This window comes from Ancylobacter sp. FA202, assembly GCF_000380205.1.
GTDB lineage: Bacteria > Pseudomonadota > Alphaproteobacteria > Rhizobiales > Xanthobacteraceae > Ancylobacter.
On sequence record NZ_KB904818.1, the window covers coordinates 1016826 to 1042529 of the forward strand.

General features: G+C 67.7%; 22 protein-coding genes and 1 other RNA gene. 5 read left to right on the forward strand and 18 right to left on the reverse strand.

The features are described 5' to 3' along the window. Nucleotides 1-51 precede the first annotated feature (51 nt). From ftsA to murD, 8 genes are all read right to left on the reverse strand, one after another. Entirely contained in the window at nucleotides 52-1374 is a 1323-nt protein-coding gene (gene ftsA / locus A3M1_RS0104570; protein ID WP_245261568.1) for a cell division protein FtsA, read from the reverse strand. Beyond that, nucleotides 1371-2276 (reverse strand): cell division protein FtsQ/DivIB, encoded by a 906-nt coding sequence (locus A3M1_RS0104575; protein WP_018387783.1) that lies wholly within the window; start codon nucleotides 2274-2276, stop codon nucleotides 1371-1373. The genes ftsA and A3M1_RS0104575 overlap by 4 nt, the downstream gene beginning before the upstream one ends. Before the next feature lie 74 nt (nucleotides 2277-2350). Then, the gene (locus A3M1_RS0104580) at nucleotides 2351-3271 is read right to left on the reverse strand and encodes a D-alanine--D-alanine ligase (protein ID WP_018387784.1); all 921 of its coding nucleotides are present in this window, start codon (nucleotides 3269-3271) and stop codon (nucleotides 2351-2353) included. A 35-nt stretch (nucleotides 3272-3306) separates the two neighbouring features. Then, nucleotides 3307-4227, reverse strand: a complete 921-nt coding sequence (gene murB / locus A3M1_RS0104585) for a UDP-N-acetylmuramate dehydrogenase (protein ID WP_018387785.1) — start codon at nucleotides 4225-4227, stop codon at nucleotides 3307-3309. Further along, the gene (gene murC, locus A3M1_RS0104590) at nucleotides 4224-5633 is read right to left on the reverse strand and encodes a UDP-N-acetylmuramate--L-alanine ligase (RefSeq protein WP_018387786.1); all 1410 of its coding nucleotides are present in this window, start codon (nucleotides 5631-5633) and stop codon (nucleotides 4224-4226) included. The genes murB and murC overlap by 4 nt, the downstream gene beginning before the upstream one ends. Nucleotides 5634-5744: 111 nt before the next feature. Next, the gene (gene murG / locus A3M1_RS0104595) at nucleotides 5745-6857 is read right to left on the reverse strand and encodes an undecaprenyldiphospho-muramoylpentapeptide beta-N-acetylglucosaminyltransferase (RefSeq protein WP_026221142.1); all 1113 of its coding nucleotides are present in this window, start codon (nucleotides 6855-6857) and stop codon (nucleotides 5745-5747) included. Nucleotides 6858-6865: 8 nt separating this feature from the next. Then, a complete protein-coding gene (ftsW, locus tag A3M1_RS0104600) occupies nucleotides 6866-8038 on the reverse strand; it encodes a putative lipid II flippase FtsW (RefSeq protein WP_018387788.1) in 1173 nt (390 codons plus the stop codon). 77 nt (nucleotides 8039-8115) lie between these two features. Beyond that, nucleotides 8116-9504, reverse strand: coding sequence for a UDP-N-acetylmuramoyl-L-alanine--D-glutamate ligase (gene murD / locus A3M1_RS0104605; protein ID WP_018387789.1), 1389 nt, complete (start codon nucleotides 9502-9504; stop codon nucleotides 8116-8118). A 132-nt stretch (nucleotides 9505-9636) separates the two neighbouring features. On the opposite strand from murD, the gene A3M1_RS0104610 reads away from it, so the two are divergent. Then, the gene (locus A3M1_RS0104610; protein ID WP_018387790.1) at nucleotides 9637-10533 is read left to right on the forward strand and encodes an MBL fold metallo-hydrolase; all 897 of its coding nucleotides are present in this window, start codon (nucleotides 9637-9639) and stop codon (nucleotides 10531-10533) included. Between the two features lie 176 nt (nucleotides 10534-10709). On the opposite strand, the gene mraY is transcribed toward A3M1_RS0104610, so the two are convergent. From mraY to A3M1_RS0104645, 7 genes are all read right to left on the reverse strand, one after another. After that, nucleotides 10710-11795 carry a phospho-N-acetylmuramoyl-pentapeptide-transferase gene (gene mraY / locus A3M1_RS0104615; RefSeq protein ID WP_018387791.1) on the reverse strand — a complete coding sequence of 362 codons (1086 nt, stop codon included), beginning with the start codon at nucleotides 11793-11795 and terminating at the stop codon, nucleotides 10710-10712. Nucleotides 11796-11890: 95 nt separating this feature from the next. Further along, the gene (locus A3M1_RS0104620; protein WP_018387792.1) at nucleotides 11891-13345 is read right to left on the reverse strand and encodes a UDP-N-acetylmuramoylalanyl-D-glutamyl-2,6-diaminopimelate--D-alanyl-D-alanine ligase; all 1455 of its coding nucleotides are present in this window, start codon (nucleotides 13343-13345) and stop codon (nucleotides 11891-11893) included. Between the two features lie 4 nt (nucleotides 13346-13349). Beyond that, complete coding sequence (locus A3M1_RS0104625; protein ID WP_245261569.1) at nucleotides 13350-14837, reverse strand: UDP-N-acetylmuramoyl-L-alanyl-D-glutamate--2,6-diaminopimelate ligase; 1488 nt, start codon at nucleotides 14835-14837, stop codon at nucleotides 13350-13352. A 38-nt stretch (nucleotides 14838-14875) separates the two neighbouring features. Then, entirely contained in the window at nucleotides 14876-16681 is a 1806-nt protein-coding gene (locus A3M1_RS0104630) for a penicillin-binding protein 2 (protein WP_018387794.1), read from the reverse strand. Nucleotides 16682-16696: 15 nt separating this feature from the next. Then, entirely contained in the window at nucleotides 16697-17290 is a 594-nt protein-coding gene (locus A3M1_RS0104635; RefSeq protein ID WP_018387795.1) for a hypothetical protein, read from the reverse strand. 9 nt (nucleotides 17291-17299) lie between these two features. After that, nucleotides 17300-18337: a 16S rRNA (cytosine(1402)-N(4))-methyltransferase RsmH gene (gene rsmH, locus A3M1_RS0104640; RefSeq protein WP_026221143.1), complete on the reverse strand. Its 1038-nt coding sequence runs from the start codon at nucleotides 18335-18337 to the stop codon at nucleotides 17300-17302. Continuing rightward, nucleotides 18334-18813, reverse strand: coding sequence for a division/cell wall cluster transcriptional repressor MraZ (locus A3M1_RS0104645; RefSeq protein ID WP_018387797.1), 480 nt, complete (start codon nucleotides 18811-18813; stop codon nucleotides 18334-18336). Before A3M1_RS0104645 ends, rsmH begins: the two co-directional genes overlap by 4 nt. A gap of 293 nt (nucleotides 18814-19106) precedes the next feature. Between A3M1_RS0104645 and A3M1_RS0104650 the strand changes: the two genes are divergently transcribed. The 4 genes from A3M1_RS0104650 to dapB all read left to right on the forward strand — a co-directional run bounded on the left by A3M1_RS0104650 (nucleotide 19107) and on the right by dapB (nucleotide 22086). Next, nucleotides 19107-19916, forward strand: coding sequence for an N-acetylmuramoyl-L-alanine amidase (locus A3M1_RS0104650; protein WP_018387798.1), 810 nt, complete (start codon nucleotides 19107-19109; stop codon nucleotides 19914-19916). A 239-nt stretch (nucleotides 19917-20155) separates the two neighbouring features. Next, nucleotides 20156-20674 (forward strand): lytic transglycosylase domain-containing protein, encoded by a 519-nt coding sequence (locus tag A3M1_RS0104655; protein WP_018387799.1) that lies wholly within the window; start codon nucleotides 20156-20158, stop codon nucleotides 20672-20674. 127 nt (nucleotides 20675-20801) lie between these two features. Continuing rightward, an RNA gene (rnpB, locus tag A3M1_RS25550) (RNase P RNA component class A) lies at nucleotides 20802-21195 on the forward strand. A gap of 81 nt (nucleotides 21196-21276) precedes the next feature. Next, nucleotides 21277-22086 (forward strand): 4-hydroxy-tetrahydrodipicolinate reductase, encoded by an 810-nt coding sequence (gene dapB / locus A3M1_RS0104660; protein ID WP_018387800.1) that lies wholly within the window; start codon nucleotides 21277-21279, stop codon nucleotides 22084-22086. Between the two features lie 13 nt (nucleotides 22087-22099). On the opposite strand, the gene A3M1_RS0104665 is transcribed toward dapB, so the two are convergent. The 3 genes from A3M1_RS0104665 to A3M1_RS0104675 all read right to left on the reverse strand — a co-directional run bounded on the left by A3M1_RS0104665 (nucleotide 22100) and on the right by A3M1_RS0104675 (nucleotide 25619). Next, nucleotides 22100-23428, reverse strand: coding sequence for an extensin family protein (locus A3M1_RS0104665; RefSeq protein ID WP_018387801.1), 1329 nt, complete (start codon nucleotides 23426-23428; stop codon nucleotides 22100-22102). Between the two features lie 261 nt (nucleotides 23429-23689). After that, a complete protein-coding gene (locus A3M1_RS0104670; protein ID WP_018387362.1) occupies nucleotides 23690-25093 on the reverse strand; it encodes an NAD(P)(+) transhydrogenase (Re/Si-specific) subunit beta in 1404 nt (467 codons plus the stop codon). Between the two features lie 10 nt (nucleotides 25094-25103). Next, complete coding sequence (locus A3M1_RS0104675) at nucleotides 25104-25619, reverse strand: proton-translocating transhydrogenase family protein (protein ID WP_018387363.1); 516 nt, start codon at nucleotides 25617-25619, stop codon at nucleotides 25104-25106. Nucleotides 25620-25704 lie beyond the last annotated feature (85 nt).

Genomic DNA, 25704 nt, shown 5'->3' on the forward strand with positions numbered 1-25704 from the left:
GTCATGATCCCTGTGGTGCCGGTTCCGCCGGCGCGGATTAGATGGAGCACGTCAGAAGGCCTCCCTCAGCCAGTGACCGACGCGCGAAAAATAACCGGAGCCGTCGCCCTGCGAGAGGCGGCGGCGGCGGGCCTCGAAATGTTCGAGTCCCGCGACCTGCGGATAGACCAGAAGCCCGGTGGCGACAGCGAACGGCGCGCCGCGCGTCGCTTCGGGCAGCTTCGAAATACCGAGCGGGCGACCGATTCGCACCTGTGGTCCCAGTATGTTACCGACAAGCTCGGCGAGGCCAGTGAGTTGAGCGGCACCGCCGGTGAGAACGATGCGCCGCCCCGCGCCCGCCGCATGGCCGGAGGCATGAAGACGGTCGCGCACCAACTCGACGATTTCCTCGACACGCGGGCGAACAATCCGCACCAGCCGCGCCTTGGGGATCGCCCGCGGCAGGTCGTGGTCGTCGGAAATGCTCGGCACGGTCAGCATTTCGCGCTCGTCGGCGCCCATCGCCATCACCCCGCCATGCAGGCTCTTCAGCCGCTCGGCATCGGCAAGGCGGGTGGAGAGCCCGCGCGCCACGTCGTTGGTCACGTGCTGGCCACCAATGGCGATGCCGTCAACATGCACGCAATGGCCATTCTCGACCACCGCCACCGTCGTGGTGCCGGCGCCGAAATCGATCAGCGTCACACCCAGTTCCGATTCGTCGTCAGCCAGCGTGGACAGCGCCGCGGCATAGGGAGCTGCCACCATGGCCTCGACGCCGAGATGGCAGCGCTCGATGCACAGAAGCAGGTTGCGGACGGCGGCCGCCTCGGCGGTGACGACGTGCAGGTCGACGCCGAGCCGGCGCCCGAGCATGCCGCGCGGCTCGCCAATGCCGCCAGCGCCGTCGAGCGCGTATCCGACCGGCAAAGCGTGCAGAATGGTGCGCCCCTCGCCGACGGCAAAAGTGGAGGCGGCGTCGAGCACGCGGCGGATATCGCCCTCGGCGACCGCCGGCTCCGGCAGATCAACCTCGGCATTGAAATGCTCGGAGGCGAGCCGGCCGCCCGCCAGCGAGACGATGACGGAGGCGATCTGCGCCCCGGCCATGCGCTCGGCAGCATCCACCGCGCGGCGAATCGCATGCTCGGCGCGTTCCATGTCGATGACGGTGCCGCCCTTGATGCCATGGGCGCTGGTATGACCGATGCCAAGCACATCCACCGAATGGGTGCGCCGGCGCAGGCTGGACGTCGCCTCGCGCGGCTTCAGCCGGGCGATCATGCACACAATCTTGGAGGTACCGACTTCCAGCACGCCGACCACGCCGGTGCGGCGCGGCGGCAGCGGCCGCATTTTCGGGGCGATCTCGAAGGGAGCACGCGGTCTCATGAGCTGCTGCCCTTCTTGGCCTTGGCCTTGGCTTTCAGCTCGGCCTCGCGGGCGGCATAAGCCGCGTCGGAAAGACGGACCGAGATCCGGTCGGGAAGGCGCAGGTCGACAATGGTGATGTCGCGCGAGAGCAGCGACTTCTGCTGATCGAGCAGGGCGAGTTGTTCGAGCGCGTCGTTCAGCCCTTGCTCGGGCAGGCGCACATCGACGCCGTTGCGCATCTTCAGCGTCCAGCGGCGGTCGGCGACACGGATGGCGGCGCGCACCTGGTCGCGCACGCCAGGCACCAGGCTCAGCGCCTCGACGATCTCGACCACGCTGGTCTCGGCGCCGTCACCAACAACGATGGGAAGGCGGATATAGCGCGGATCGTCGGAATAGGGCGCGATCACCGTGCCGTCGCGGGCGATGACGTTGATCTTGCCGTCCTTCTGCCAGAGCGCGAAGCCCTCGCGCTCGACAATCTGGATATCGAGGCGGTCGGGATAGAGCTTCTGCACCGTGGCACGCTTGATCCACGCCAGCTCTTCGAGACGCATGCGCGCACCCTCGGCATCGAGGAACAGCAGCGAGGAGGTCGGCTTCACCCCGGCCGTGGCGAGGATGTCGCCGGGGGTGACGTGATTCTGGCCGGAGAGATTGACGTTCGCGATCCTGAGCCCGGCGAGGTTGGCGGCGGCATCGCCCATGTCGCGGGCGGTCTCGATCGCCGCGGGCATATGGCCGCCGCGCTCCATGCCGTAGAGGCCGGTGGCGACGAACAGCGCCGCCGTGAGCCAAGCCCCGGCGCCGGTGAAGACGGCGCGCGAGGTGCACAGGCCGACGAGCAACCGCCGGCCGCCGATGATGGTTCGGTCGAGCAGACGGGTACGCTCGGACACCGGCGCCGGGCGCGCCGGCATACGGGCCCGCTCGCCTCGGGTCGAATCGCCGGTGGCCGCGCCGGTCCGCTTGCCCGCCAGCGTCTGCCGCGGGGTCAGCGATCGAGCGAAGCGTCCTCCACCATCCATCGTATTAGCTCACCGAACGAATGGCCCTCATGGGCTGCCAATTCGGGCACAAGCGACGTCTCGGTCATTCCGGGCTGCGTATTGACCTCCAGACAGACAAGACCGGATTCGTCCCCGGCCTGGTCGTCGTAGCGGAAGTCAGTCCTGCTGATGCCCCGACAGCCGAGCGCGCGATGCGCCCTGACCGCTAACATCCGCGCCTTTTGGTAAATATTCGGTAAAATTTGGGCCGGCAGAATGTGGCGGGAACCGCCCGGAGCGTATTTTGCCTCGTAATCGTAGAACTTTAGGTCGGACTGGATTTCGATGACGCCGAGCGCGTGATCGCCCATCACGGCGCAGGTCAGCTCCAGGCCGGGGATATAACGCTCCGCCAGCAGCTCCTCACCGAATCCCCAGTCCGCGCGATGCAGCTCCTGCGGCGGGTACTCCTGGTCCTCGCGAACGATGAACACCCCCACGGAGGATCCGCCGGTATTCGGCTTGAGCACATAGGGGCGCGGCAGCACATGTTCGCGCGCGGCCTCGGCCCGCGACACCATGCGGCCCTCCGGCACGGGGATGCCATGGGCGGCGAGGATGATCTTGGCCTGCGTCTTGTCCATGGCCAGCGCCGAGGCCAGCACGCCGGAATGGGTGTAGGGGATGCGCAGCACCTCAAGAATGCCCTGGATCGTGCCGTCCTCGCCCGGCCGGCCATGCAGCACATTCAGCGCCACGTCGGGCTGGAGCGCGCTGAGCACCTGCGCGATGTCGCGTCCCACATCGACGCGGGTGACGCGGTAGCCGACGCTTTCTGCCGCCTTCGCGCACGCTTCGCCCGACCACAGCGACACCTGCCGCTCCGGCGACCAGCCGCCCATCAGGACGGCGACATGCTTGCCCATCATATTCTCCTCGGCGGCCGATGAGGCCGCATCGCTCAGGCGGGAAGGCCGATACGCTTGATCTCCCATTCCAGCTCGACGCCGGACTGGTCCTTCACGCGCCGGCGAACCTCTTCGCCGAGCCCCTCAATGTCGGCGGCGGTGGCGCCGCCGGTGTTGATCAGGAAATTGCAGTGCAGCTTCGACATCTGAGCCCCGCCGCGTGTCAGCCCCCGACAGCCGGCCGCGTCGATCAACTGCCAGGCCTTCTGGCCCGGCGGATTCTTGAAGGTCGAGCCGCCGGTCTTCTCGCGAATCGGCTGCGAGGCCTCGCGCGCGGCAGTGATTCGGTCCATCTCGGCGAGTATCGCCGTCGTCTGGCCCGGCCGCCCCTGAAACAGCGCGCTGGTGAAGATCACATCGGCGGGGGCTTGCGAATGCCGGTAGCTGAAGCCGAAATCGGCGTTGGAGAAGGTGCGGACATGCCCCGCCCGATCGACGCCGCGCGCCTCAATGAGCGGGTTGCAGGTCTCGCCGCCATGGGCCCCGGCATTCATCCGCAGCGCCCCGCCAATGCCGCCGGGAATGCCGCGATAGAAGGCCAGCCCGTCGATCCCCGCCTCCGCCGCCGCGCGGGCGAGCTTCACGTCCGGCACCGCCGCACCGACGCGCAGCCGGTACCCCTCCTCCACCGCGATCTCGCTGAAGCCGCGCCCGAGCCGAATCACCACGCCCGGCACACCGCCATCGCGCACGATAAGGTTGGAGCCGAGGCCGATCACCGTCACCGGGATCTCGGCTGGCAGATTGGCGAGGAAATAAGCGAGGTCGCCCTCGTCCGCCGGGGTAAACAGCACCTGCGCCGGCCCGCCGACGCGGAACCAGGTCAACTCGGCCAAGCTCTGGTTGGCGATCAGCCGGCCGCGCAGATCCAGCAGGCGGGCGGAAAGCTCATCGGTGAGGTCGGGGAAGGTCATGCGCCCGCCCCGATCTCCAGCTGCTCTGGCAGCGCATAGGCCCATTGGGTGATATTGCCGGCACCGAGACACACGACATAGTCGCCCGGCTTCATCAGCCCCTTCACCAGCTTTGCCAGCGCCTCCGGCCCCTTCAGCGCCACTACCGAGCGGTGGCCCCGGGCACGCAACGCCTCGACGAGATGGTCGCGGTCGATGCCCGCAATCGGCGGCTCGCCGGCGGCATAGACGTCGGCGACGATGACATGGTCGGCATCGTTGAAGCAGGTAGCGAACTGGTCGAACAGCGACTGCAGGCGCGTATAGCGATGCGGCTGCACGACCGCGATCACCTGCCCCTCGGTGGAGGCGCGGGCGGCGCGCAGCACGGCGGCAATCTCCACCGGGTGGTGACCGTAATCGTCGAAGATGGTGACCCCGTTCACCTCGCCGGTGCGGGTGAAGCGCCGCTTCACCCCGCCAAAGCCGGCCAGCGCGCTGCGGATCTGCTCATCGCTGGCGCCGAGCTCATGAGCGACAGCGATGGCGGCGGTAGCGTTCAGCGCGTTGTGCTTGCCCGGCATCGGCAGGACGAGGTCGCGCAATTCGTGCACCACCGCGCCGGTGCGGTCGCGGAAAAGCACGGCGAAGCGGCACAGCCCGCCGCGCAGGTCGACATCGACGATCCGCACATCCGCCTGCGGGTTCTCGCCATAGGTGATGACCCGCCGGTCCTCGACATGGCCGACGAGGTCCTGCACCACGGGATGATCCGTGCACATGACAGCGAAGCCGTAGAAGGGCAGGTTGTCGATGAAGCTGCGGAACGCGGCCTGCACCGCCTCAAAGGTCTTGAAGTGGTCGAGATGCTCGGGGTCGATATTGGTGACGATGGCCACCTCGACCGGCAGCTTGAGGAAGGTGCCGTCGCTCTCATCCGCCTCCACTACCATCCATTCGCCATCGCCCAGGCGCGCATTGGTGCCATAGGCGTTGATGATGCCGCCATTGATGACGGTCGGGTCGAAGCCGCCGGCATCGAGCAATGTGGCGACCAGAGAGGTGGTGGTGGTCTTGCCATGGGTACCGGCGATGGCGACGCAGCTTTTCAGCCGCATCAGTTCGGCCAGCATTTCCGCCCGGCGCACCACCGGCAGGCGCTTGGCGCGGGCGGCCACCAGTTCGGGATTGTCGCGGCGGATGGCGGTGGAGACGACCAGCACCTCGGCGCCATCGATGTTCTCGGCCGCGTGGCCGATCAGCACCTTGATGCCCTTCTCGGCGAGGCGCTTCACGTTGGCGCTCTCGGCGACGTCGGAGCCCTGCACCGTGTAGCCGAGATTGTGCAGCACTTCGGCGATGCCGCTCATGCCGATGCCGCCAATGCCGACGAAATGGATGGGGCCGAGAGAGAGCGGGAGCTTCATGGGATCTTCCTTCCGCCCGCACGAGCGGCGGGCGTGCTTTGCCGGCGCGCAGCAATAGACGAGCGCGCCACGCCCGTCACCGGGCCTTTGGTACAAGCGGGCGGTGCGGTTCTAGACATCGATCTTGCCGATGGCGAGCACGAGTCCGGCTAAGCGCTCCGCAGCATCCGCGCGCCCCATGGCACGGGCTGCCCTTGCCATCGCCTCCAGGCGACCGGACTCATTGGCGAGGCGAGTGAGCGCTGCGGCGAGGCTCTCGGGAGTGAAATGGCTTTGCGGCATCACCACCGCGCCACCGCCATTGGCCAGCGCTGTGGCATTGGCCAGTTGGTCCTGGTCGAGAGCCCCCGGTAGCGGGACGAGGATGGAGGCACGGCCGATAACACCCAGTTCCGCCACCGTCATCGCGCCGGATCGGGAGATGACGAGATGCGCCCGGGCGATGCGTGCCGGCAGGTCGGCGAAGAAGGGTTCGACTTCCGCCTGCACGCCGAGGCGGGCATAGGTGGCGCGCACCGCCTCGATGTCTTCCGGCCGCGCCTGCTGAACGAGGCGCAGGCGGGCGCGCAGCCCCGCGTCGAGCGCCTCGACACCGGCCGGCACCACCTCGCTCATCACCCGCGCGCCCTGGCTGCCGCCGGTCACCAGCAGGTCAATCGGCCCGTCCGGCTCCAACGGCGCGAAAGGCACATTGGCAGCGGCGATCACTGATGGGCGCACCGGGTTGCCGGTGTGATGCGCCTTGGCGGCGAGGGTGGGCTTGCCGGCGCAGATGTCGGGGTAGCCGGAGGCGATGGCGGTGACGCGGGGAGCGAGCAGCGTGTTCGCCCGCCCCATCACCGCGTTCGCCTCGTGGATCAACGTCGGGCATCCGGCGTAATGGGCGGCGAGGATCGGCGGCAGGGTGGGGTAGCCGCCGAAGCCGACGACAATGGCCGGCCGCATCGCCCGCATCAGCCGGAAGCCCTTGATAAAGCCCAGCCCCAGCGTGAGCGCGGTGCGCGCCAGTGCCACCGGCGAGCGCCCGCGCACCGTCTCCGCCGGCAACACGTGCAACCGTCGCGCCGGAAAGTGCCCGGCATAGCGGGCGGCGCGCGAATCGGTGACGAGATCGACATCAATGCCGTGCGCAGCCAGCACGCCGGCCAGCGCCTCGGCAGGGAAGAGATGTCCGCCGGTGCCGCCGGCGGCGAGCATGACGAGCGGACGGGATGCGGGTGCCATGTCGATCCTCACGCCGCGCGCGGCATCGGCGCGCCAAGCCGCGTGCCGAGCCGTTCCAGTTCCGCCAGCGTCGCAGTGCGTGGGCGACGGCGCGTCAAGGCGAGCAGCATGCCCATGCCATAGGCCAGCGACAGCAGAGAGGAGCCGCCATAGGAGACGAAGGGCAGCGTCATGCCCTTGGCCGGCATCATGTGCAGGTTCACCATCATGTTGATGCAGGACTGCAGCCCGAAAAGCATGGCGAGGCCCGCCGTGGCGAAGCGCACGAAGGGGTCCTCGTCATTCAGTGCCCGGGAGAGCGCGCGCAGCACGATGAAGGCGAACAGGCCGGCGATCATCAGGCACAGCACGGCACCGAACTCCTCGCCCGCCACCGCGAAGATGAAGTCGGTGTGCCCATCCGGCAGCACCTTTTTGAAGCTGCCCTCGCCCGGCCCTTGCCCCAGCCAGCCGCCATTGAGGAAAGAGTTGATCGACAGATCGATCTGGTAAGTGTCGCCTGAATCCGGGTTCATGAAGCGGTCGATGCGCTGAGTGACATGCGGCACCGTCTTGTAGGCGATGAAAAGCCCCGAGGCGCCGATTCCGGCGAGGCCCACCACCCAGACGATGCGCAGCCCGGCGAGGAAGAACAGGCTGCCCCACACCAGCGAGACCAGCATGGTCTGGCCGAAATCCGGCTGCAACACCAGCGGCGTCACCACCATACCGAGCAGGCCGATGGCGAGGAACTGGCCCGGCATTTCCGGCCGTCGCACGCTCTCGGAAAACAGCCAGGCAGCGATGATGACAAAGCTGGGCTTGAGGAATTCCGAGGGCTGCACGGTGACGCTGGCAATGTTGAGCCAGCGTCGCGCACCCTTCACTTCCGGCCCGATCACCAGCGTGGCGCAGACCAGAGCCAGAAAGAACAGGAATAGCACCAGCGCGATGCGCCTGATGTTGCGTGGCGAGAGGAACGAGGTGGCGAGCAGGATGCAGAGTGCCGGCACCAGGAACATCACCTGACGGTTCACGAAGTGGAACGGGTCGGGAATGCCGATGCGCGCCGCCACCGGCGGGCTCGCCGCCAGCGCCAGCACGATGCCGATAATCATCAAGGCGGCGAGAGCACCGAGCAGCAGTCGGTCGATGGTCCACCACCACTCGCCGACGACCGTCCTTTCGGCACGCGATATCATGTACGCCACTCCGGGAAACGCTTTGCCGGAGTATCGGACGGTTAAGGTTGACGGGCGCTTAATGCCGGCGCGGTTCTTCAGACATCCGGCAGGGCATTGACGAGATCGCGGAAGGCATCGCCGCGCACCTCGAAATTGCGGTACTGGTCGAAGCTGGCGCAGGCCGGCGACAGCAGCACCACGGGATGAGCCAGGCCGGACGATGCCGCATCCGCCGCCGCCCGCGCCACCGCCATGTCGAGTGTGCCGCAGATCTCGAACGGCACGTCCTCACCCAGCGTGGCGGCGAAGTCCGCGGCGGCGACGCCGATCAGATAGGCCTTTCGCACCCGTGAGAAATAGGGCTTCAGGGGCGCAATGCCGCCTTCCTTCGGCTTGCCGCCGGAGATCCAGAAAATGTCGTCGAACGAGGTCAGTGCCCGCTCCGCCGCATCCGCATTGGTCGCCTTGGAATCATTGACGAACAACACGTCGCCGAGGGTCCGCACCTGCTCCATCCGGTGCGCGAGGCCGGGAAAGCTCGCCATGCCGGCGGCGATCACCTCGGGCGCGAGCCCCAAAGCGCGGGCGGCGGCGAAGGCGGCGGCGGCGTTCTGCGCATTATGGGCGCCGCGCAACGAGCCGATGCCGGCCAGCTTCAGGCTGAACACCCGAATGCCCTTTTCCGCCAAGACGAGTTCGGTGCCGTCGAGAAACACGCCGTCATCAAGTGCCCCTCGCACCGAGATCCGCACGACGTTCTTGCATGCTGCCTCGGCTCGCTCCGCAACGGCACGCGACCACTCGTCGTCGACGCCGACCACCGCTGTGCCGCCCGCCTCGACGCCAGCGATCAGGCGTTCCTTCACTGCCGCGTAGTTCTCCATCGCCCCGTGCCGGTCGATATGGTCGGGCGACAGGTTGAGCAGGACGCCCACCGCCGGATCGAGGCTGGGGGCGAGGTCTATCTGGTAGGAGGAGCACTCGATCACATAGACGCGGCCCGCCTTGGGGGGTTCGAGACCGAGAATCGCCGGGCCGAAATTGCCACCGATCTGCACATCGCGGCCGCCGACCTTGAGGAGATGAGCCAGCAACGCCGTCGTGGTCGATTTGCCATTGGTGCCGGTGATCGCGGCGAAGGCCGGCCGACGCACGGCACGCCGCCGCTCACGGCAGAACAGCTCGATATCGCCGATGATCTCAACCCCGGCGTCCTGCGCCCTCTTCACTGTCCAATGCGGCTCGGGATGGGTGAGCGGCACCCCCGGTGCCAGTACCAGAGCGGCAAAGCCGGTCCAGTCGGCCGCGTTGAGGTCGCCGGTCGGAATGCCCTCCGCGACCGCTTTTTCCACCGAGGTGGGCGAATCATCCCACGCCGTCACCATGGCGCCGCCGGCGAGAAGCGCCCGCGCGGTGGCGAGGCCCGACCCGCCGAGCCCGAACAGGGCGACGGCGCGGTCCTTGAGGGAGGAGACGGGAATCATGGGGAGCAACCTTGGAAACGGCGCCCAGGAAAGGAGCGGCGCGGGCCCCTCTCGCTAGCGCATTTCGCCCACCGATGAAATGATCGGCACTCGACACGACAGCATTTCCGCCCCCCAGCCTGAGAGCTTGCCATGTCCGCCCCTTCCCTGCTTCCCCTCGGCTCAACGATGCGGGTTCTGCGGCCCCATCCCAACATCTATGCCTTTTATGACGGTCGGATCGACGGGGCGCGGGCGCATTCAGCGGCGCCGAACTGGCTCGACGACGGGGCCTATGCGCTCGGCGTCTGCGTCTATGCGGTGGTGGATGGCAGCGAGGCGCTGCTCTACGACACCCATATCTCCATTCCTCATGCCCAGATGATGCGCCGCACGCTGGAGGCAGCAGGCGTCACGTCCTTCCGGGTTGTGCTGAGCCACTGGCACGACGACCATGTCGCCGGCAACGCGGTCTTCGCCACCGATGAGATCATCGCGCTCGACCGCACCGAGCGGACGCTCGCCGCCCACCGGGTGGCGCTGGAGAATGGCGACCCGCCGATCTTCCCGCTTGTCATGCCGAACAAGATCATCACCGGCCCGAGCGAACTGACGGTCGGCCGTCTCACCGTGAAGCTGGAGCCGGCTGAAATCCACAGCCATGACGGGCTGATCCTGTTGCTGCCCCAGCTTGGCCTGATGCTGGCCGGCGACACGCTGGAGGAGCCGATCACCTATGTCGGCGAGCCCGAGCGCCTGCAGGTCCATGTCGAGGAGCTTAAGCGCGTGCGGGAATGGGGCTATGCCCGCATCCTACCCAATCACGGCGCGCCTAATGTGATCGCCGCCGGAGGCTACGGGCCCGAGTTGATCGACGCCACGATCCGCTATCTGAACAAGCTGCTGCACACCCGCATCGACATGGCGCTGGCCGACCAGGACCTTTCCACCTTCATCGCCGGCGACCTCGCCACCGGGACGCTCAGCTATTTCGCGCCCTATGAAGCGGTCCACGCCAACAATGTGAAGAAGGTGCTGGCGCTGCCGTAAATCGCGGCGGGCGTGTCCCACCACCGGGCCGCGACGTCATCCCCGGGCTTGGCCCGGGGATCCACGATACAGACGGGCAAAACGTGGATGGCCGGGCCGAGCCCGGCCATGACTGCGATACGTTTCAAGCCTTTGCGGCGAGGGGCGTGGGCTGAGCCCGCCCGGTTCGGCAGACCTCACCGCAGCTTGAGCGTGGAAAGCCCGATCAATGCCAGCACCACGGCGATGATCCAGAAGCGGATGACGATCTGCGGCTCGGTCCAGCCCTTCTGCTCGAAATGGTGGTGGATCGGCGCCATCTTGAACACCCGCTTGCCGGTGAGCTTGAACGAGGCGACCTGCACGATCACCGACACCGCCTCCAGCACGAACAGCCCGCCGATCACCGCCAGCACGATCTCATGCTTGGTGGCCACTGCGATGGTGCCGAGCAAGCCACCCAACGCCAGCGAACCGGTGTCGCCCATGAAGATCTGCGCCGGCGGGGCGTTGAACCACAAAAAGCCGATGCCCGCGCCGATGATGGCGCCACAGATCACCGCCAGTTCGCCGACCCCGGCGACATAGTGGATCTGCAGATAGTCCGCGAACAGCACATTGCCGGAGAGATAGGAGATCATCCCGAAGCTGCCGGCCGCCACCATGACCGGCACGATGGCGAGGCCGTCGAGCCCATCGGTCAAGTTCACCGCATTGCCGGCGCCGACGATGACGAAGGCGCCGAGGATAACGAAGAACCAGCCGAGATCGAGCAGCAGGTCCTTGAAGAAGGGGAAGGCCAGCGAGGAGGAGAGCGGATCGCGCCCCACATGCATGATCACCACGGCTGCGGTGCCGGCGATCAGCGCCTCGATGGCGAGGCGTGCCCGGCCGGACAGGCCGTTATGGGTCTGCTTCGTGACTTTCAGATAGTCGTCATAGAAGCCGATCAGCCCGAAGCCGATGGTGACGAACAGCACCACCCAGACATAGGGGTTGGACAGGTTCCCCCACAGAAGCGTCGCCACCATGAGCCCGGAGAAGATCATCAGTCCGCCCATGGTGGGCGTGCCCTTCTTGGTCAGCAAATGCGACTGCGGCCCGTCGGTACGGATCGGCTGGCCCTTGCCCTGCTTCAGCCGCAGCAGGGCAATGATCGCCGGGCCGAACATGAACACGAAGAGCAGAGCGGTGATGATCGCCCCGCCGGTGCGGAAGGTGATGTAGCGGAAGACGTTAACCGCCGGGACGCTTCCCTGGAACTCGGCGAGCCATTGCAGCATGGAGGATCAACCTTCGGGTGGGCGGGACGAGAGGCCTGCGCGCCGCTTCGGGCGGCGGGGCTTGCCCGGAATCAGGAAGAAGTGACCGGCGGGGCTCATTCCGACGTTTCCGCCGCTTCCGCAAGGCGTGCGGCGGGAAATCGCTCGGTGAGGGCACGCACCAGCGGTCCCATGCGGCTGCCATTCGAGCCCTTGACCATGATGACGTCGCCGCCGCGCAGCCGTTCCGCCACCAGCGGCAGCAGCGCCGCCGAATCGGGCGCCCACGCGCCCCGGCGGCTCTCGGGCAGGGCCTCCCACAGCGCCCGCATCAGCGGGCCGGCGCAGAAGACGAGATCGGCGCAGGCCGCCGCCGGCGCGAGCTCGCGATGCATGGCCTCCCCCGCGCTCCCCAGTTCCAGCATGTCGCCGAGCACGGCGACCCGCCGCCCGCGCCCGCTCGCCGGCGTGGTGCCGAGCACGGCCAGCGCGGCGCGCATCGAGGCCGTGTTGGCGTTGTAGCTCTCGTCGATGAGCAGGGCTTCGCCACCCTTTACCGCCAGCACCGTGCGGACGCCGCGCCCCGGAGGCGGGCCAAGTGCCGACAACGCCAACGTCGCCAAACACAAATCGGCCCCCGCCAGCTTAGCGGCGGCGAGCACGGCCAGCGCGTTCTGCACGATATGGCGCCCCGGGAGCCCGACCTTGAAGCTGACGCTCTCGCCCATGATGTCGGCATTCGCGGTCGACATGTCGGGCTTGAGCTTGACGCAGGAAAGCCGGGCATCGGCCCCCTCCGCCTCGCCGAAGCTGATGATCGTGGCGATGCCCGCCGCCCGCGCGGCCGCCGCGAGCCGCTCGAAATGCGGGTTGTCGCGGTTGAGCACCGCCGCCCCGCCCGGCTCGACGCCGGTGAAGATTTCGGCCTTGGCGTCGGCGATCGCCTCGACGCTGTCGAACTGGGCGATATGCACCGGCTCGATGGTGGTGACGATGGCCACATGCGGGCGCACCATGGCGACCAGCGGGGTGATCTCGCCGGGATGGTTCATGCCCAGCTCGAACACACCATAGGCACTGGCCTGCGGCATACGGGCGAGCGAGAGTGGCACGCCCCAGTGATTATTGTAGGAGGCGGCCGAGGCATGGGTCGGGCCATCGGCTCCAAGCGCCAGCGCCAGCGCCTCCTTCGTCGTGGTCTTGCCGACCGAGCCAGTGACGCCGATGATCCGGGCATGGGTTCGTGCGCGGGCCGCGCGGCCGGCCGCCTCCAGTGCACCGAGCACATCGTCCACCGCCAGCAGCGCCGCGCCGTCCGGCATCTCGCCCACGCGCCGGCGTTCCACCACGCTGAGCGCTGCGCCGCGTTGCTGCGCCGTGCCGACATAGGCATGGCCGTCGCTGTTCTCGCCGCGAATGGCGAAGAACACGTCCCCGGGCTGCAAGGTGCGGGTGTCGATGGAAATGCCGCCAATGGCGCCGGCAGGCGGTCCCGTCAGCGTGCCGCCGGTCGCCCGCGCGAGCGCATCCGGGGTCCAGAGCGGCGAAGCGGCAGCCGAAGCAGCGCCCATTCGGTCATCTCCCGAGAAATCCGACCGCGACATCGCGGTCGGAGAATGGCAATGTCCGGTCGCCGATAATCTGGCCGGTTTCGTGGCCCTTGCCGGCGATCAGCACCACATCACCCGGCCCGGCCAGGGCAATGGCGGCGGCGATCGCCTCCGCGCGATCGCCGATCTCGCGTGCCCCAACGGCACTAGCGAGAATGGCAGCACGGATGGAAGCGGGGTCCTCGCCGCGCGGATTGTCGTCAGTCACGATCACGATATCGGCCTTCGCGGCGGCGATGCCGCCCATGATCGGCCGCTTGCCACGGTCGCGGTCGCCGCCGCAACCAAAGACGACGATCAGCCGCCCGCTCGCATAGGGGCGCAGCGCGTCGAGGGCGTTGGCGAGCGCGTCAGGCTTGTGGGCATAGTCGACGAACACGCCCGCGCCGTCCCTGGTGCCAACGAGCTCCAGCCGACCGGGCACCCCCTGCAGCGTCTCCAGCAGCGGCAGCACCCCGCGCGCGGGAGTGCCCGTAAGCAGGACGAGGCCGGCGGCCACCAGCGCGTTGCAGGCCTGGAAGGCGCCGACCAGCGGCAGCTTCAACGTATGGCGTGTTCGCTCGACCTCGATGTCCAGATTCTGGCCGAGCCCCTCATCGGCGCGCGAGAGAAGCGTGATCCCGGCCCCGGTGACGCCAATGCCAAGCACGTTCAGCTCATGCTCGGCTGCCATCTGGGCGACATGGCTCCCCTCGGTGGTGTCTACCCACACCGCCGCCCCGCCGCCCCGTGGCACCAGATCGCGGAACAGCCGCATCTTGGCGTGGAGATAGGCCTCCATATCGGGGTGGTAGTCGAGATGGTCGCGCGAGAGATTGGTGAATCCGCCGGCCTTCAGCCGCACGCCGTCGAGGCGATGCTGGTCGAGGCCGTGCGAGGAAGCCTCGACGCACAGATGCGTCACCCCCTGCTCGGCCAGCGCGTGAAGGGTGCGGTGCAACTCGATCGGGTCGGGCGTGGTCAACGAGCCATAGACCGCGCCGGAAGGGGCGACCACGCCAAGTGTACCGAGGCTGGCGGCGGAAAAGCCGAGGCCCTGCCAGATCTGCCGGGTGAAGGCGGCCACCGAGGTCTTGCCCGAGGTGCCGGTGACGGCAACGATGGTCTCTGGCTGGCGCGGAAAGGCGCGCGCGGCGGCCAGCGCCACCGCGCGGCGCGCATTGCCGATGCGCACATAGGAAATGGCGGAATCGAGCCACTCCGGCCGCTCCACCTCGGCCACGATAGCCACAGCCCCCCGCGCAATGGCGTCGCCCGCATGGGCGAGGCCGTCGGTCTTTGCCCCGGAAAGCGCGAAGAACACGTCACCTGCGCGCGCGCTGCGGCTGTCAAGCGAGGGTTCGCCGACAGAAAGCTCCGGATCGGCGCCGGCATAGTCGGCATCCTCGCCGATCAAACCCCTGAGAGAGAGGCGGCGGGCGCAGTCGACGGTAGGTCGCATCCGATCAGGCATTGGCGTCGTCCTGCGCGCTGTACACGGCGCCGTTCACATCACTGCGCGCGCGCCAGCGTGGTGTTGGCGAGCAGGCTTTCGGCCGGCGGAACCTCGGTGCGCGGCATGATGCCGAGCATCGGCCCGATGCGGGAGATGATCTTGCCCGTCGTCGGCGCCGCGTTCCAGCCCGCCGTGGCGTAGCCATACGTGCCCTCGACCGCCTGCGGCTCGTCGAGCATCACCAGCACGAGGTATTGCGGATTGTCCATCGGGAACACGCCGGTGAAGGTGGTGAGCAGCTTGGTCTTCGAGTAGCGCCCATTGATCACCTTCTCCGCCGTCCCGGTTTTGCCGCCGGCATAGAAGCCGGGAACGTTGACCTTCTTGGCCGAACCCTTCTCGGCGTTGAGGCGCAGCAGATAGCGCATCTGGGCGCTGGTCTTCGGGCTGATCACCGGCGTGCCGGCGGCCAGCGCTTCCTCACGCGTGCGCTTCAGGAAGGTCGGGGGGATGAGAGTGCCCCCATTCACCAGCGCGTTCACAGCCATCACCGCCTGCAGCGGTGCCACCGCCAGGCCGTGACCGAAGGCGATGGTGGCGGTGTTCACCTCGCCCCAGCGCTTGGGCACGATCGGCATGGCGCTCTCGGGCAGCTCGGTGCGCAGCCGGTCGAGTTGCCCGGTCTTGGCGAGGAACGCCTTATGGGCGTCGACGCCCAGCGACAGAGCCATCTTGGCGGTGCCGATATTGGACGAGAACAGGAACACTTCGGGCAGCGTCAGCACGCGGTTCTCGGCGTGATAGTCGCTGATCCGGAACCGGCCAAAACTCAGCGCCCCGCGCGCATCCAGCGTCGAGTTGATGGTGTAGCGGCCACTGTCCAGCGCCATGGCGAAGGTCAGCGCCTTGAAGGTGGAGCCCATCTCGAACACGCCGGTGGTCAGACGGTTGAGGTTCTTCGGGTCGAGCGAACGGGCGGGGTCGTTGGCGTCGAAATCCGGCAGCGAGGCCATGGCCACGATCTCGCCAGTACGCACATCAACCACCGTGCCGGCAGCGGCGATCGCCTTGAATTTCTCTTTGGCGGCAAAGAGTTCGTCGCGCAGCACGTGCTGGACGCGCAGATCGAGCGCCAGTTCCACCGGCTCCTGCTGCCGGTCCGAGGCGAAGCCGGCGAGGTGCAGGTCGGCAAGGCCGCGTGTGTCGACCCATTTCTCGATGCCGGCAATGCCCTGATTGTCGATATTGGTCGAGCCGAGCACATGCGCCCCGAGCGTGCCGCCGGGATAGATGCGCCGGTTCTCGGTCATGAAGCCGATGCCCGGCAGGCCGAGATTGTGGATCTCGCGCTGCTGCTGCGGGGTGATGTCACGCCGCAGCCAGATGAAGCCGCGATCGGTGGAGAGCCGCTGGCGCAGTTCATTGGCGTCGAGGTCCGGCAGCACGGCGGTGAGCGCCTCCACCGCCTCGTCGACATCGATCAGCCGGCGCGGCTCGCCATAGAGCGAGGCCGACTTCACATCGGTGGCCAGCACCAGCCCGTTGCGGTCGACGATATCCGGCCGCGCCGAAGCCACCGCGTCGGTGGCCACGATCCGGCGTGCCACCGCGCCTTCCGGCGCCGAGGCGAGAATAGCGAGGCGGCCGGCAATGGCGAGATAGGCCCCGGCGAACACCAGCATGCACAGCACGATGCGCGCCCGCGCCACCGCATGGGCTTCCGGCCGGCCGCGTCCGAAGGCCGCCCGCACGATCGCCAGAAGGCCGCGCAGGAGGGCGTTTGGCAGGCGCAGCAGACGACGCGGCAGGCGCAGCAGGCCACGGCCGATCGGGGAGGCGGAGATTTTGGGAATGCTGGTCATGGTGCCACCTCGGGACTATTGGCCGACATCGCCGGGGGGAAGCAGCGGCGCGGCCGCTGCCGGATTGAGCGGCGGGCCAAGAACGCCCTGCGGCCCTGCGGCGCTGCGGCGCTGCGTGCCCATGGTGCCAGCCGACGGCATCGCCGAGAGCGGCAGCGGCTCGGCGGAGAAAGGCTGCTCGGGCAGCGGCGCGTCGTCAGGTAGCCGGGCAGCGGGAGCGCTGCGCACCGGCTTGGCCGGCTTGGGCGCGGCAGTTTCCGGCGCCGGCGGGTTCAGCGAGGGACCGTCCACCAGCGCCTCGATCATCCCGCTCAGCCCGTCGCCACCGGCATTCGGCTTGGCGGGAAGGCTGGCAAGACGGTCCATGTGGTCGACATCGAGCGGCTGCATGTCGAGGTGCTTTTCCGCCAGCGCCTGGACACGATCGGGTGCGGTGCGGCGAGCCCATTCGGCGTGCAGAATGGCGATGCGGTCGCGCTCTGCCCGGATTTCCGTCCGCAGCTTGGCGATTTCCTGGGCTTCGAAGGCCGAGGAATATTTGACATGGTAGACGATGCCGGCGGCAGCGAGCAGCGCGATGACCGAGACGGCATTGAAGATGCGGAACATGTCTCGACCTCAGCGTCGGCGGTGGGCGTCAAGGACGGGCAGAGGCGGCAGCAGCGATCCGAGATCGCCATAGGGGTGGGCCGGCGCCGTGGTGCGGGCGGCGGCGCGCAGCTTGGCCGAGCGCGCCCTGGAATTGCCGGCGCGCTCCTCCTCGCCGGGCTCGACAGCCCCGCGCGCCAGCAGCGTGAAGCTCGGCGCCGCGCCCGCAACCGCCGGGAGATGGCGCGAGCCGGAGGCGACCTTGGAACGGTTGGCGAGGAAGTTCTTGACGATGCGGTCTTCCAGCGAATGGAAGGTCACGACCACCAGCCGCCCACCGGGCTTGAGGATGCGCTCGGCGGCGGCAAGGGCGCGGGCCAGCTCGCCCAGCTCGTCATTCACCGCGATGCGCAGCGCCTGGAAGGTGCGGGTGGCTGGATGCGGTTCATGCGGCTTGGCCCACACGACCTTCGAGACGATGTCGGCCAGCTGCAGCGTGCGCTCGATCGGTGCCTCCGCCCGCGCCGCGAGGATGGCCTTGGCCACGGCACGGGAATGACGCTCCTCGCCGAAGCGATAGATGAGGTTCGCCAGCTCGGTGTCGGACAGCTTCGCCACCAAATCGGCGGCGGAAGGCCCGTCCTGCGACATCCGCATGTCGAGCGGCCCGTCGCGGCGGAAGGAGAAGCCGCGCTCGCCCTCGTCGATCTGCATGGAGGAGACGCCGATATCAAGCACGACGCCATCGACCAGCGCTTCGCCGGCCGCCGGCGCCACCGCGTCGAGCGCGCTGAAACGCTCGGGCACGAGCGTCAGCCGCCCGCCAAATTCCGTGACCAGCGCCTGCCCGTCGCGAATGGCGTTGGGGTCGCGGTCAATGGCGATCACCCGGCAATCCGCCGCATCGAGAATGGCGCGCGTGTAGCCGCCGGCGCCGAAGGTGCCGTCGACATAGACGCCGCCCGGCTGCGGGGCGAGATGGTTGAGAACCTCGTTCAGAAGGACAGGCAGATGACGGGCCGGTCCGCCGGCAGCGTCCGTCTCCGAACCGCCGCGACCCGCCATCATACCCCATCGGCGCGGGAATCCCGCGTCGCCCCCTGGAAGCCGATCTCCTGCTTCAGCGCGCGCACTTTGGCAGTGGCCTCCGCCAGATGCGCCCGGAAGCGATCGGGCTCCCAGATTCGAAAATGATCCCCGAGGCCGACAAGCACGGCCTCGTCCTTGATTTGCGCATGGGCCTTTAGCCCCTCGCTGAGCATCACGCGGCCCTCCGGATCGAGTTTCACCATCTCGATCGCCCCGTAGAGCGCGCCCGCCAGCTCCTCCCGCGCATCCGAATAGGGCGGATAGCGCGCGATCAGGGCGTCGATCCCCGCCATCAGCCGCGCGCCGCCCGCCTGCAGGGCGGGACGATCGAGCGCCGGATGGCAGTACAGGTGTTCCAGCCCGTCCCGCGCCAGAAGTGCGCGGTACGGCGCCGGGATCGACATCCGGCCCTTGGAATCGAGCCGCATCGGATAGGTCGATACGAAACGTTCCATCGGCCCGGTACGCCCCTACGCAAACACGTCCCGCAGCAAGGCCCTCTCCGCACAGGAAATGCCGGACGACTGGCGCCGGAAAGGCGCCATCGGCATTGCTTACGCGGTACTGCAACGGGATAATTTGGGATACCATGGGACACGATGGGCGTCAATGGAATGACCGTTGCGATTCCACGTCCTGTGGAGTGTCCACAAGGGTGATTCCGCCGCGATCGGCATCTCGCGATTAACGCCCCATGAACCTTAAGAATCTGTTGAATCACCTGCCCGTCGGGATTAGCTGCTGCGCGATGAGCGACACTGACGCCCCCTTTCCGCCCGACTCGCCGCTGGTTGCGCAGGTGCTGCCCTCGCCGAACCATGGCCCGCGCCTCGGCGTCGCCCGGCCGGACATGCTGCTGCTGCACTATACCGGCATGGAATCAACGGACGAGGCGATTGACTGGCTGCGAGCACCCGAGCGGCAGGTCTCCGCGCACTATGTTGTGCTGGAGAATGGCCACATCCTGCAGCTGGTGCCCGAAGCGCGCCGTGCTTGGCATGCCGGCGCCGGCGTCTGGGCGGGCGCTACCGATTTAAATTCGCACTCTATCGGCATCGAGATTGCCAATCCTGGCCATGATTTCGGCTACCCGTCCTTCCCCGCCATCCAGGTCGAGGCCGTCACCGCGCTGGCCAAGGACATTCTTTCGCGCAACCCGATTGCGCCGGACCGGGTGCTCGCCCATTCCGACGTCGCCCCCCTGCGAAAGAACGATCCGGGCGAGAAATTCCCCTGGGAAGTGCTGCACCGTTTCGGCGTCGGCCACCTGGTGGAAGAGGCCCCGCCGAGCGACGGACGCTTTTTCATGCGCGGCGAGCACGGCCAGCCGATAGAGGCGCTGCAGGCCATGCTCGCCTTTTATGGCTATGGGGTGCCGGTAAACGGAGCGTTCTGCGAGACAACGGAGGCTGTTGTGCGCGCCTTCCAGCGCCATTTCCGCCGCGCCCGCATTGACGGCATCGCCGATGTCTCGACGCTGGCGACGCTCTACGCCCTCTGCGCCGCCCGGCCGGCGGCGACCGGCGATGGGGCCGCGACCACCTCCGATTCCGCCTAAAATAGCGGCACGCCCATAAAATTCGCGTCGCGAGACAGGATGCTGCGCGTGCCGCCCCTTTGACGCAAGCATCGTTCACGTTCGCTGCGATTGCACCACATTCCACGGTATTGATGCCCGGTTGCGGCTGCGGCACGTTTCGATTGCGGCTCCACCCGTGCGTTAAACGTCACATTCACAACAGATTTGATTGGCTTTTCCCGGCCGTCGCAACCGGATGAGAAGGCCATCGCCACATAATGAACGTCTCCCGCCTCCTATCTGCTTCCTTCATCGCCGTTATTTTCATCGCCTCTGCCGTGAATGACGCAAGTGCCAAATCGAACATCGAGCGGCGTTCGAATGTCGTCGCTGAAACGTCGGAATTAAACCATTCCATCACAGAAACTAAACTGACCAGCCTGGTAGATCGCGAAGCCCGTGCCAACGGCATCCCAGTCGCCCTCGCCCGCGCGGTGGTGCGTATCGAGAGCAATTGGAAACCCAACGTGACCGGCCGCGCCGGCGAGGTCGGCCTTATGCAGATCAAGCACCAGACCGCGCGAGGGGTCGGCTACAAGGGCTCCCGCGCCAAGCTGTATGAACCCGCGACCAATATCCGCTGGGGCATGCGCTACCTCGCCGGGGCCTATCGCCTGGCCGGCGGCGACACCTGCGGCACCGTGATGCGCTACCAAGGTGGGCATGGCGCCAAGCGCATGTCCTCGGCGGCGCGCAGCTATTGCAGCAAAGCACGCACCATCATGGCCTCCAACTGACGACCTCTCGGCGTGCGCCTGTAGCAGGGGCTGCGAACCGCGTCGTCCCCAGAAGCGGGCGCGCGCGGCAGCCCTTCCGCCCTCCCCACACTTGACGCGGCCCCGCGCCTCGCCCATTGCTGCGCCGCCAGCCGGCCGGACGGCCGCGTCATCGCAAGATGCCGAGGAAAGTCCGGGCTCCACGGAGACACGGTGCCGGATAACGTCCGGCGGGGGCGACCCTAGGGAAAGTGCCACAGAAATCAGACCGCCACGGGTTCGCCCGCGGTAAGGGTGAAACGGTGCGGTAAAAGCGCACCGCGCGTCCGGCAACGGAGGCGGCACGGCAAACCCCACCGGGAGCAAAGTCGTATAGGGGTGGCACGACGCGCCGTCAGAGATGGCCGCGCTTCAGGTCCCGTCTTCGGACAGTCACCCGGGTTGACTGCTTGAGGCGTCAAGTAATTGGCGTCCCAGAGGAATGGCCGTCACGTGGGAGAAATCCCGCCATACAAAACCCGGCTTATAGGCCGGCTGGCACCCTCCTTCCCCGCGCGCCATTTGGCGCCGGGCGCCAGGCTTGCTACGACTGCGCTCCCACGCCAGCCGTCAAGGAGCCCGCCATGGCGATCCGCATCATTCTCGCCGGCGCCACCGGCTGGGTCGGCCGCGCCCTCGCGCCGGCCATCGCCGCCGCCCCGGATCTCGAACTGGTCGCCGCCATTGCCCGCTCGCAGGCCGGCAGTGACCTGGGCACCGCGCTCGGCGGCGCAGCGAGCGGGGTCCCGGTCTTCGCCAGCGTGGCCGAAGCTCTCGCCGTTCCCGCCGACGTGCTGATCGACTACACCAAGCCCGGCGTGGTGAAGGCCAATGCCCGCGCCGCGCTGGAAGCGGGTCTCGCCGTGGTTATCGGCACATCGGGGCTGGGTGCCGCCGATTATGCCGAACTCGACGACGTAGCGCGGGCGCATGAGACCGGCCTGCTGGCGGCGGGCAATTTCTCCATCACCGCCACACTGCTCAAGCGCTTCACGCTGGAGGCGGCGAAGTATGTCGCCGATGTCGAGCTCATCGACTACGCCTCCGCCGGCAAGCCGGACGCCCCTTCCGGCACCGGCCGAGAACTGGCCGAAGCGTTGGCCGGAGTACGCCAGCCGGCCACGTCGCGCCCGATTTCCGAGGTGGTGGGCGTGCCCGAGACCCGCGGCGGCGCCTTTGGCGAGGGACCGCGCGAGGTGCGGGTGCACGCGCTGCGCCTGCCCTCCTTCGTGCTGGGGGTGGAGGCGATCTTCGGCGCCCCGGACGAACGGCTGACCATCCGCCACGACGCCGGGTCCTCGGCCGCGCCCTATGTCGCCGGCACGCTGCTCGCCGCCCGCAAGGTGCGGGGCTGGATCGGGGTGAAGCGCGGGCTCGACACGCTGCTCAACTGACGCCCGCGAAGGCTCAGTCGCCACCCGCCGGCGCCGCTACGCCTCTGATCGGGCTGGCGAATTCCCGCTCGGTGGTGAAGGAGCGCACATTACCGGTCGCCGCCGTGGGTGTCGTGTCGAGCCCAAGCCATTTCGCCAGCGGGATGCTACCCGGCGGCAGGAGGCCGGGCGGCCGCGGGCGGGCTGGCGCTGCGGGAGCCGCCGGCGCGGGAGTGGGATAAGTCTGCGCCGGGTACGTCTGCGCCGGGTAGGCCTGGGCGGGATAACCCCGCTGAGCCGGTGCGCCGGAGACGGGATCCGGTGCGTAGCCGCCATTGGCATAGGGATCGACCGCCGGCGGGGTCAGCACCATCGGCGCCCCCACGGTGTCGGCGGGGGCGCGCCTTGCCGCCGGATAGGCCGGAGCGGTGGAATAGGTCGGCGCCGGCGCCGCCGGATAGCTGGGAGCCGGCATTGTCCGAGCGGCTGCGGGGCGCGACGGCGCCAGCAGAGCCGGCGCGGGCGCGCTGGCCTCGCCATCGTACCCTTCCTGCTCGGCACCTTCCGGGCCGTAATTCTCCACCGGCTCGGCGGCACCCGGCACCGACGAGATCGGCCCGGTCTGCCACGAGGCGCCATAGGGCGGGGCCTTGTAGGCCGGCGCCTTGAACACCGGCAGACGCGGCGGATTCGGCCGCTGTGCCAAAGGCTTACAGGTTGAACTACCGGAGGCGCGGCGCATCAGGTCGATGTGGATATGATCGTAGTGATAGATGTTCGATCCGGGTGCCAGCACGACGGTGAATCGCTCGCAGGCATCAGCCTGCACGGTGCGCAGGAATCCGCGCGCATCGGCGCTGCCCTTCCAGTCCTTTTTCACCGAAATCTCGCGTCCGTCGGCGAGCACGAAGCCGGCGATGTCGAGCCCGTTGCCGAAGGCGTGCTCGGAAATCTTGCCCGTCTTCGCGCCGTTCATCCGCCGGCAGGAATAGGACGACATCTGCTTCACCTTCACCACCGGCTGGCCGAACCAGGCCATGGCGGCGGGCTGAACGTCCTGCGTCACCCATTGGTCGACGGCCGAGGTCATCGGGCAGGCCAGCGTCGCGCGCGGGCTAACCTCAACAGATCCCTCGGAAAAAGCCGTGATGCGGAAGGCATGGTCCATGCCGCATGTACCAGCGCCATTGATCGCCCGGTCTGGGACGATGAAGGCGGAGGGCTTGACCCGGCCCTCCGCCAGACACCGTTCCTCGGCTTCCGTGCGCCAGGGTTCGCGCTGCTCGTACAGCCCGAACTTGCAACCGGAAAGCCCCAGAAGGACGAGCGGGGCTACGAAAAACCAGGATACGCCGCGCGTCATGGGCAAACGCTAGCGGCTCTTGGTTGACAGCCGGTTAAGCTCGCCCGCCCCGGCGGCGGAAAACAAAAAAGCCGGGCAAAAAGCCCGGCTTTTTCGGCGCTGCGAGGCGTGACCAATCAGTGCAGTGAGGTGGACGATCAGGCCGATGCGGCCAAAGCGTCCAGCCTCCCCGGTCCGCTCCCCCCGCCCCTTCTTCCCCACGCCCTTGCCGATCGCGAAAGCCGGGCAACATTCGCGGCGAAGGCGTCAGTGGTTAAGGCGTCAGTGGTTGAGGTTCTTCACAATGTCCTCGACCATCTTCTTGGCGTCGGCGAACAGCATCATCGTGTTGTCGCGGAAGAACAGCTCGTTCTCCACGCCGGCATAGCCGGCCGCCATGCCGCGCTTGATGAACAGCACGGTCTTTGCCTTTTCCACGTCGAGGATCGGCATGCCGTAGATCGCCGAGGTCGGGTCGGTCTTGGCCGCCGGGTTGGTCACGTCATTGGCGCCGATGACGAAGGCGACGTCGGCTTGAGCGAACTCGGAGTTGATGTCCTCCAGCTCGAACACCTCGTCATAGGGCACGTTGGCTTCCGCCAGCAGCACGTTCATGTGCCCGGGCATGCGGCCGGCGACGGGGTGGATGGCGTATTTCACCTCGACGCCTTCCTCCTTCAGCCGGTCGCCCATCTCGCGCAGCGCGTGCTGGGCCTGCGCCACCGCCATGCCATAGCCCGGCACGATGATGACCTTGGAGGCGTTCTTCATGATGAAGGCCGCGTCCTCGGCCGAGCCCTGCTTCACCGGCCGCGTTTCCACCGCGCCGGCCGGGCCGCCCGAAGTGTCGCCGCCGAACCCGCCCAGGATCACCGAGATGAAGGAGCGGTTCATCGCCTTGCACATGATGTAGCTCAGGATCGCGCCTGAGGAGCCCACCAGCGCGCCTGTGATGATCAGCGCCGTGTTCTGCAGGGTGAAGCCGATGCCCGCCGCCGCCCAGCCGGAATAGGAGTTGAGCATCGACACCACGACCGGCATGTCGGCGCCGCCGATCGGGATGATGATCAGCCCGCCGAGCACCAGCGCGGCGATGACGATCAGCCAGAACACGGTGTGGCTCTCGGTCGCCACCAGCACGCCGATCAGCACCACGATCAGCACGGCGAGGCCGGCATTGATCAGGTGCCGGGCCGGCAGCATGATCGGCTTGCCCGACATGTTGCCATTGAGCTTGGCAAACGCGATCACCGAGCCGGTGAAGGTGATGGCGCCGATGGCGACGCCAAGGCTCATCTCGATCAGCGCCTGGGCGTGGATGAGGCCGGGCTCGCCGATGTGGAACGCCGCCGGGGCGTAGAGCGCCGCCGCCGCCACCATCACGGCGGAGAGGCCGACCAGCGAATGGAAGGCCGCCACCAGCTGCGGCATCTGCGTCATCGCGATCTTCTTGGCGATGATGGCGCCGGCGCCGCCGCCAATGGCGAGGCCGCCGATAACAAGCGCCCAGCCGCCCAGCCCCGCCGGGGGCGAGGCGGCCAGCGTGGTGACGATGGCGATGGTCATGCCGACCATGCCGAAAATATTGCCCTGGCGGGACGTGACCGGGCTGGAGAGCCCGCGCAGCGCCAGGATGAACAGGACACCGGAGACGAGATAGAGCAGCGCGACCAGATTGGCGTTCATGTCCGTGCGCTCACTTCTTCTTCGAGTACATGGCGAGCATGCGGCTGGTCACCAGGAACCCGCCAAAGATGTTCACCGCCGCCAGGATCAGGCCGACAAAGCCGAAGCCGCGCGCCCAGCCGGTGCCCTCGGCCACCGTGTCGACGCCCACCGCCAGCAGCGCGCCGACCACGATCACCGAGGAGATGGCGTTGGTCACGCTCATCAAGGGCGTGTGCAGCGCCGGGGTCACCGACCATACGACGTAATAGCCGACGCACACCGCAAGCACGAAGATGGCGAGCTGGAACACGAACGGGTCGATCGCCCCGCCTGAAAGCGTGTGCACCGTCGCGCCGGCAATGTCGGCATAGCTCTGCTGCGCCGCCTGGGCATAGGCGGCGGCCGCTTCCGCCGCCTGCCGGGCGACCTCAGCCGCCATCCGCGCCCCTTCGGCCGCGTTCTGCGCCATCGCTCCCTGCGCCACAGCGTCCGAGACGCCTGGCGCGTTCTGGGCGAGTATCACGCCCCCTGCCGGATTGGCCATTTCCTCTATTCCCCGTTCTGTGAGCCGGCCGCCGATCTCCCCGGCTGGGCCGCCCTTAAGACTTGATCTCGTTTCAGGCGTCCCG

What these genes read in the sequence shown, in the direction of transcription:
- ftsA (WP_245261568.1), bottom strand. Translation starts at nt 1,374, where the DNA reads ATGAGACCGCGTGCTCCCTTCGAGATCGCCCCGAAAATGCGGCCGCTG.
- A3M1_RS0104575 (WP_018387783.1), bottom strand. Translation starts at nt 2,276, where the DNA reads ATGCCGGCGCGCCCGGCGCCGGTGTCCGAGCGTACCCGTCTGCTCGAC.
- A3M1_RS0104580 (WP_018387784.1), bottom strand. Translation starts at nt 3,271, where the DNA reads ATGGGCAAGCATGTCGCCGTCCTGATGGGCGGCTGGTCGCCGGAGCGG.
- murB (WP_018387785.1), bottom strand. Translation starts at nt 4,227, where the DNA reads ATGACCTTCCCCGACCTCACCGATGAGCTTTCCGCCCGCCTGCTGGAT.
- murC (WP_018387786.1), bottom strand. Translation starts at nt 5,633, where the DNA reads ATGAAGCTCCCGCTCTCTCTCGGCCCCATCCATTTCGTCGGCATTGGC.
- murG (WP_026221142.1), bottom strand. Translation starts at nt 6,857, where the DNA reads ATGGCACCCGCATCCCGTCCGCTCGTCATGCTCGCCGCCGGCGGCACC.
- ftsW (WP_018387788.1), bottom strand. Translation starts at nt 8,038, where the DNA reads ATGATATCGCGTGCCGAAAGGACGGTCGTCGGCGAGTGGTGGTGGACC.
- murD (WP_018387789.1), bottom strand. Translation starts at nt 9,504, where the DNA reads ATGATTCCCGTCTCCTCCCTCAAGGACCGCGCCGTCGCCCTGTTCGGG.
- A3M1_RS0104610 (WP_018387790.1), top strand. Translation starts at nt 9,637, where the DNA reads ATGTCCGCCCCTTCCCTGCTTCCCCTCGGCTCAACGATGCGGGTTCTG.
- mraY (WP_018387791.1), bottom strand. Translation starts at nt 11,795, where the DNA reads ATGCTGCAATGGCTCGCCGAGTTCCAGGGAAGCGTCCCGGCGGTTAAC.
- A3M1_RS0104620 (WP_018387792.1), bottom strand. Translation starts at nt 13,345, where the DNA reads ATGGGCGCTGCTTCGGCTGCCGCTTCGCCGCTCTGGACCCCGGATGCG.
- A3M1_RS0104625 (WP_245261569.1), bottom strand. Translation starts at nt 14,837, where the DNA reads ATGCCTGATCGGATGCGACCTACCGTCGACTGCGCCCGCCGCCTCTCT.
- A3M1_RS0104630 (WP_018387794.1), bottom strand. Translation starts at nt 16,681, where the DNA reads ATGACCAGCATTCCCAAAATCTCCGCCTCCCCGATCGGCCGTGGCCTG.
- A3M1_RS0104635 (WP_018387795.1), bottom strand. Translation starts at nt 17,290, where the DNA reads ATGTTCCGCATCTTCAATGCCGTCTCGGTCATCGCGCTGCTCGCTGCC.
- rsmH (WP_026221143.1), bottom strand. Translation starts at nt 18,337, where the DNA reads ATGATGGCGGGTCGCGGCGGTTCGGAGACGGACGCTGCCGGCGGACCG.
- A3M1_RS0104645 (WP_018387797.1), bottom strand. Translation starts at nt 18,813, where the DNA reads ATGGAACGTTTCGTATCGACCTATCCGATGCGGCTCGATTCCAAGGGC.
- A3M1_RS0104650 (WP_018387798.1), top strand. Translation starts at nt 19,107, where the DNA reads ATGAGCGACACTGACGCCCCCTTTCCGCCCGACTCGCCGCTGGTTGCG.
- A3M1_RS0104655 (WP_018387799.1), top strand. Translation starts at nt 20,156, where the DNA reads ATGAACGTCTCCCGCCTCCTATCTGCTTCCTTCATCGCCGTTATTTTC.
- dapB (WP_018387800.1), top strand. Translation starts at nt 21,277, where the DNA reads ATGGCGATCCGCATCATTCTCGCCGGCGCCACCGGCTGGGTCGGCCGC.
- A3M1_RS0104665 (WP_018387801.1), bottom strand. Translation starts at nt 23,428, where the DNA reads ATGACGCGCGGCGTATCCTGGTTTTTCGTAGCCCCGCTCGTCCTTCTG.
- A3M1_RS0104670 (WP_018387362.1), bottom strand. Translation starts at nt 25,093, where the DNA reads ATGAACGCCAATCTGGTCGCGCTGCTCTATCTCGTCTCCGGTGTCCTG.
- A3M1_RS0104675 (WP_018387363.1), bottom strand. Translation starts at nt 25,619, where the DNA reads ATGGCCAATCCGGCAGGGGGCGTGATACTCGCCCAGAACGCGCCAGGC.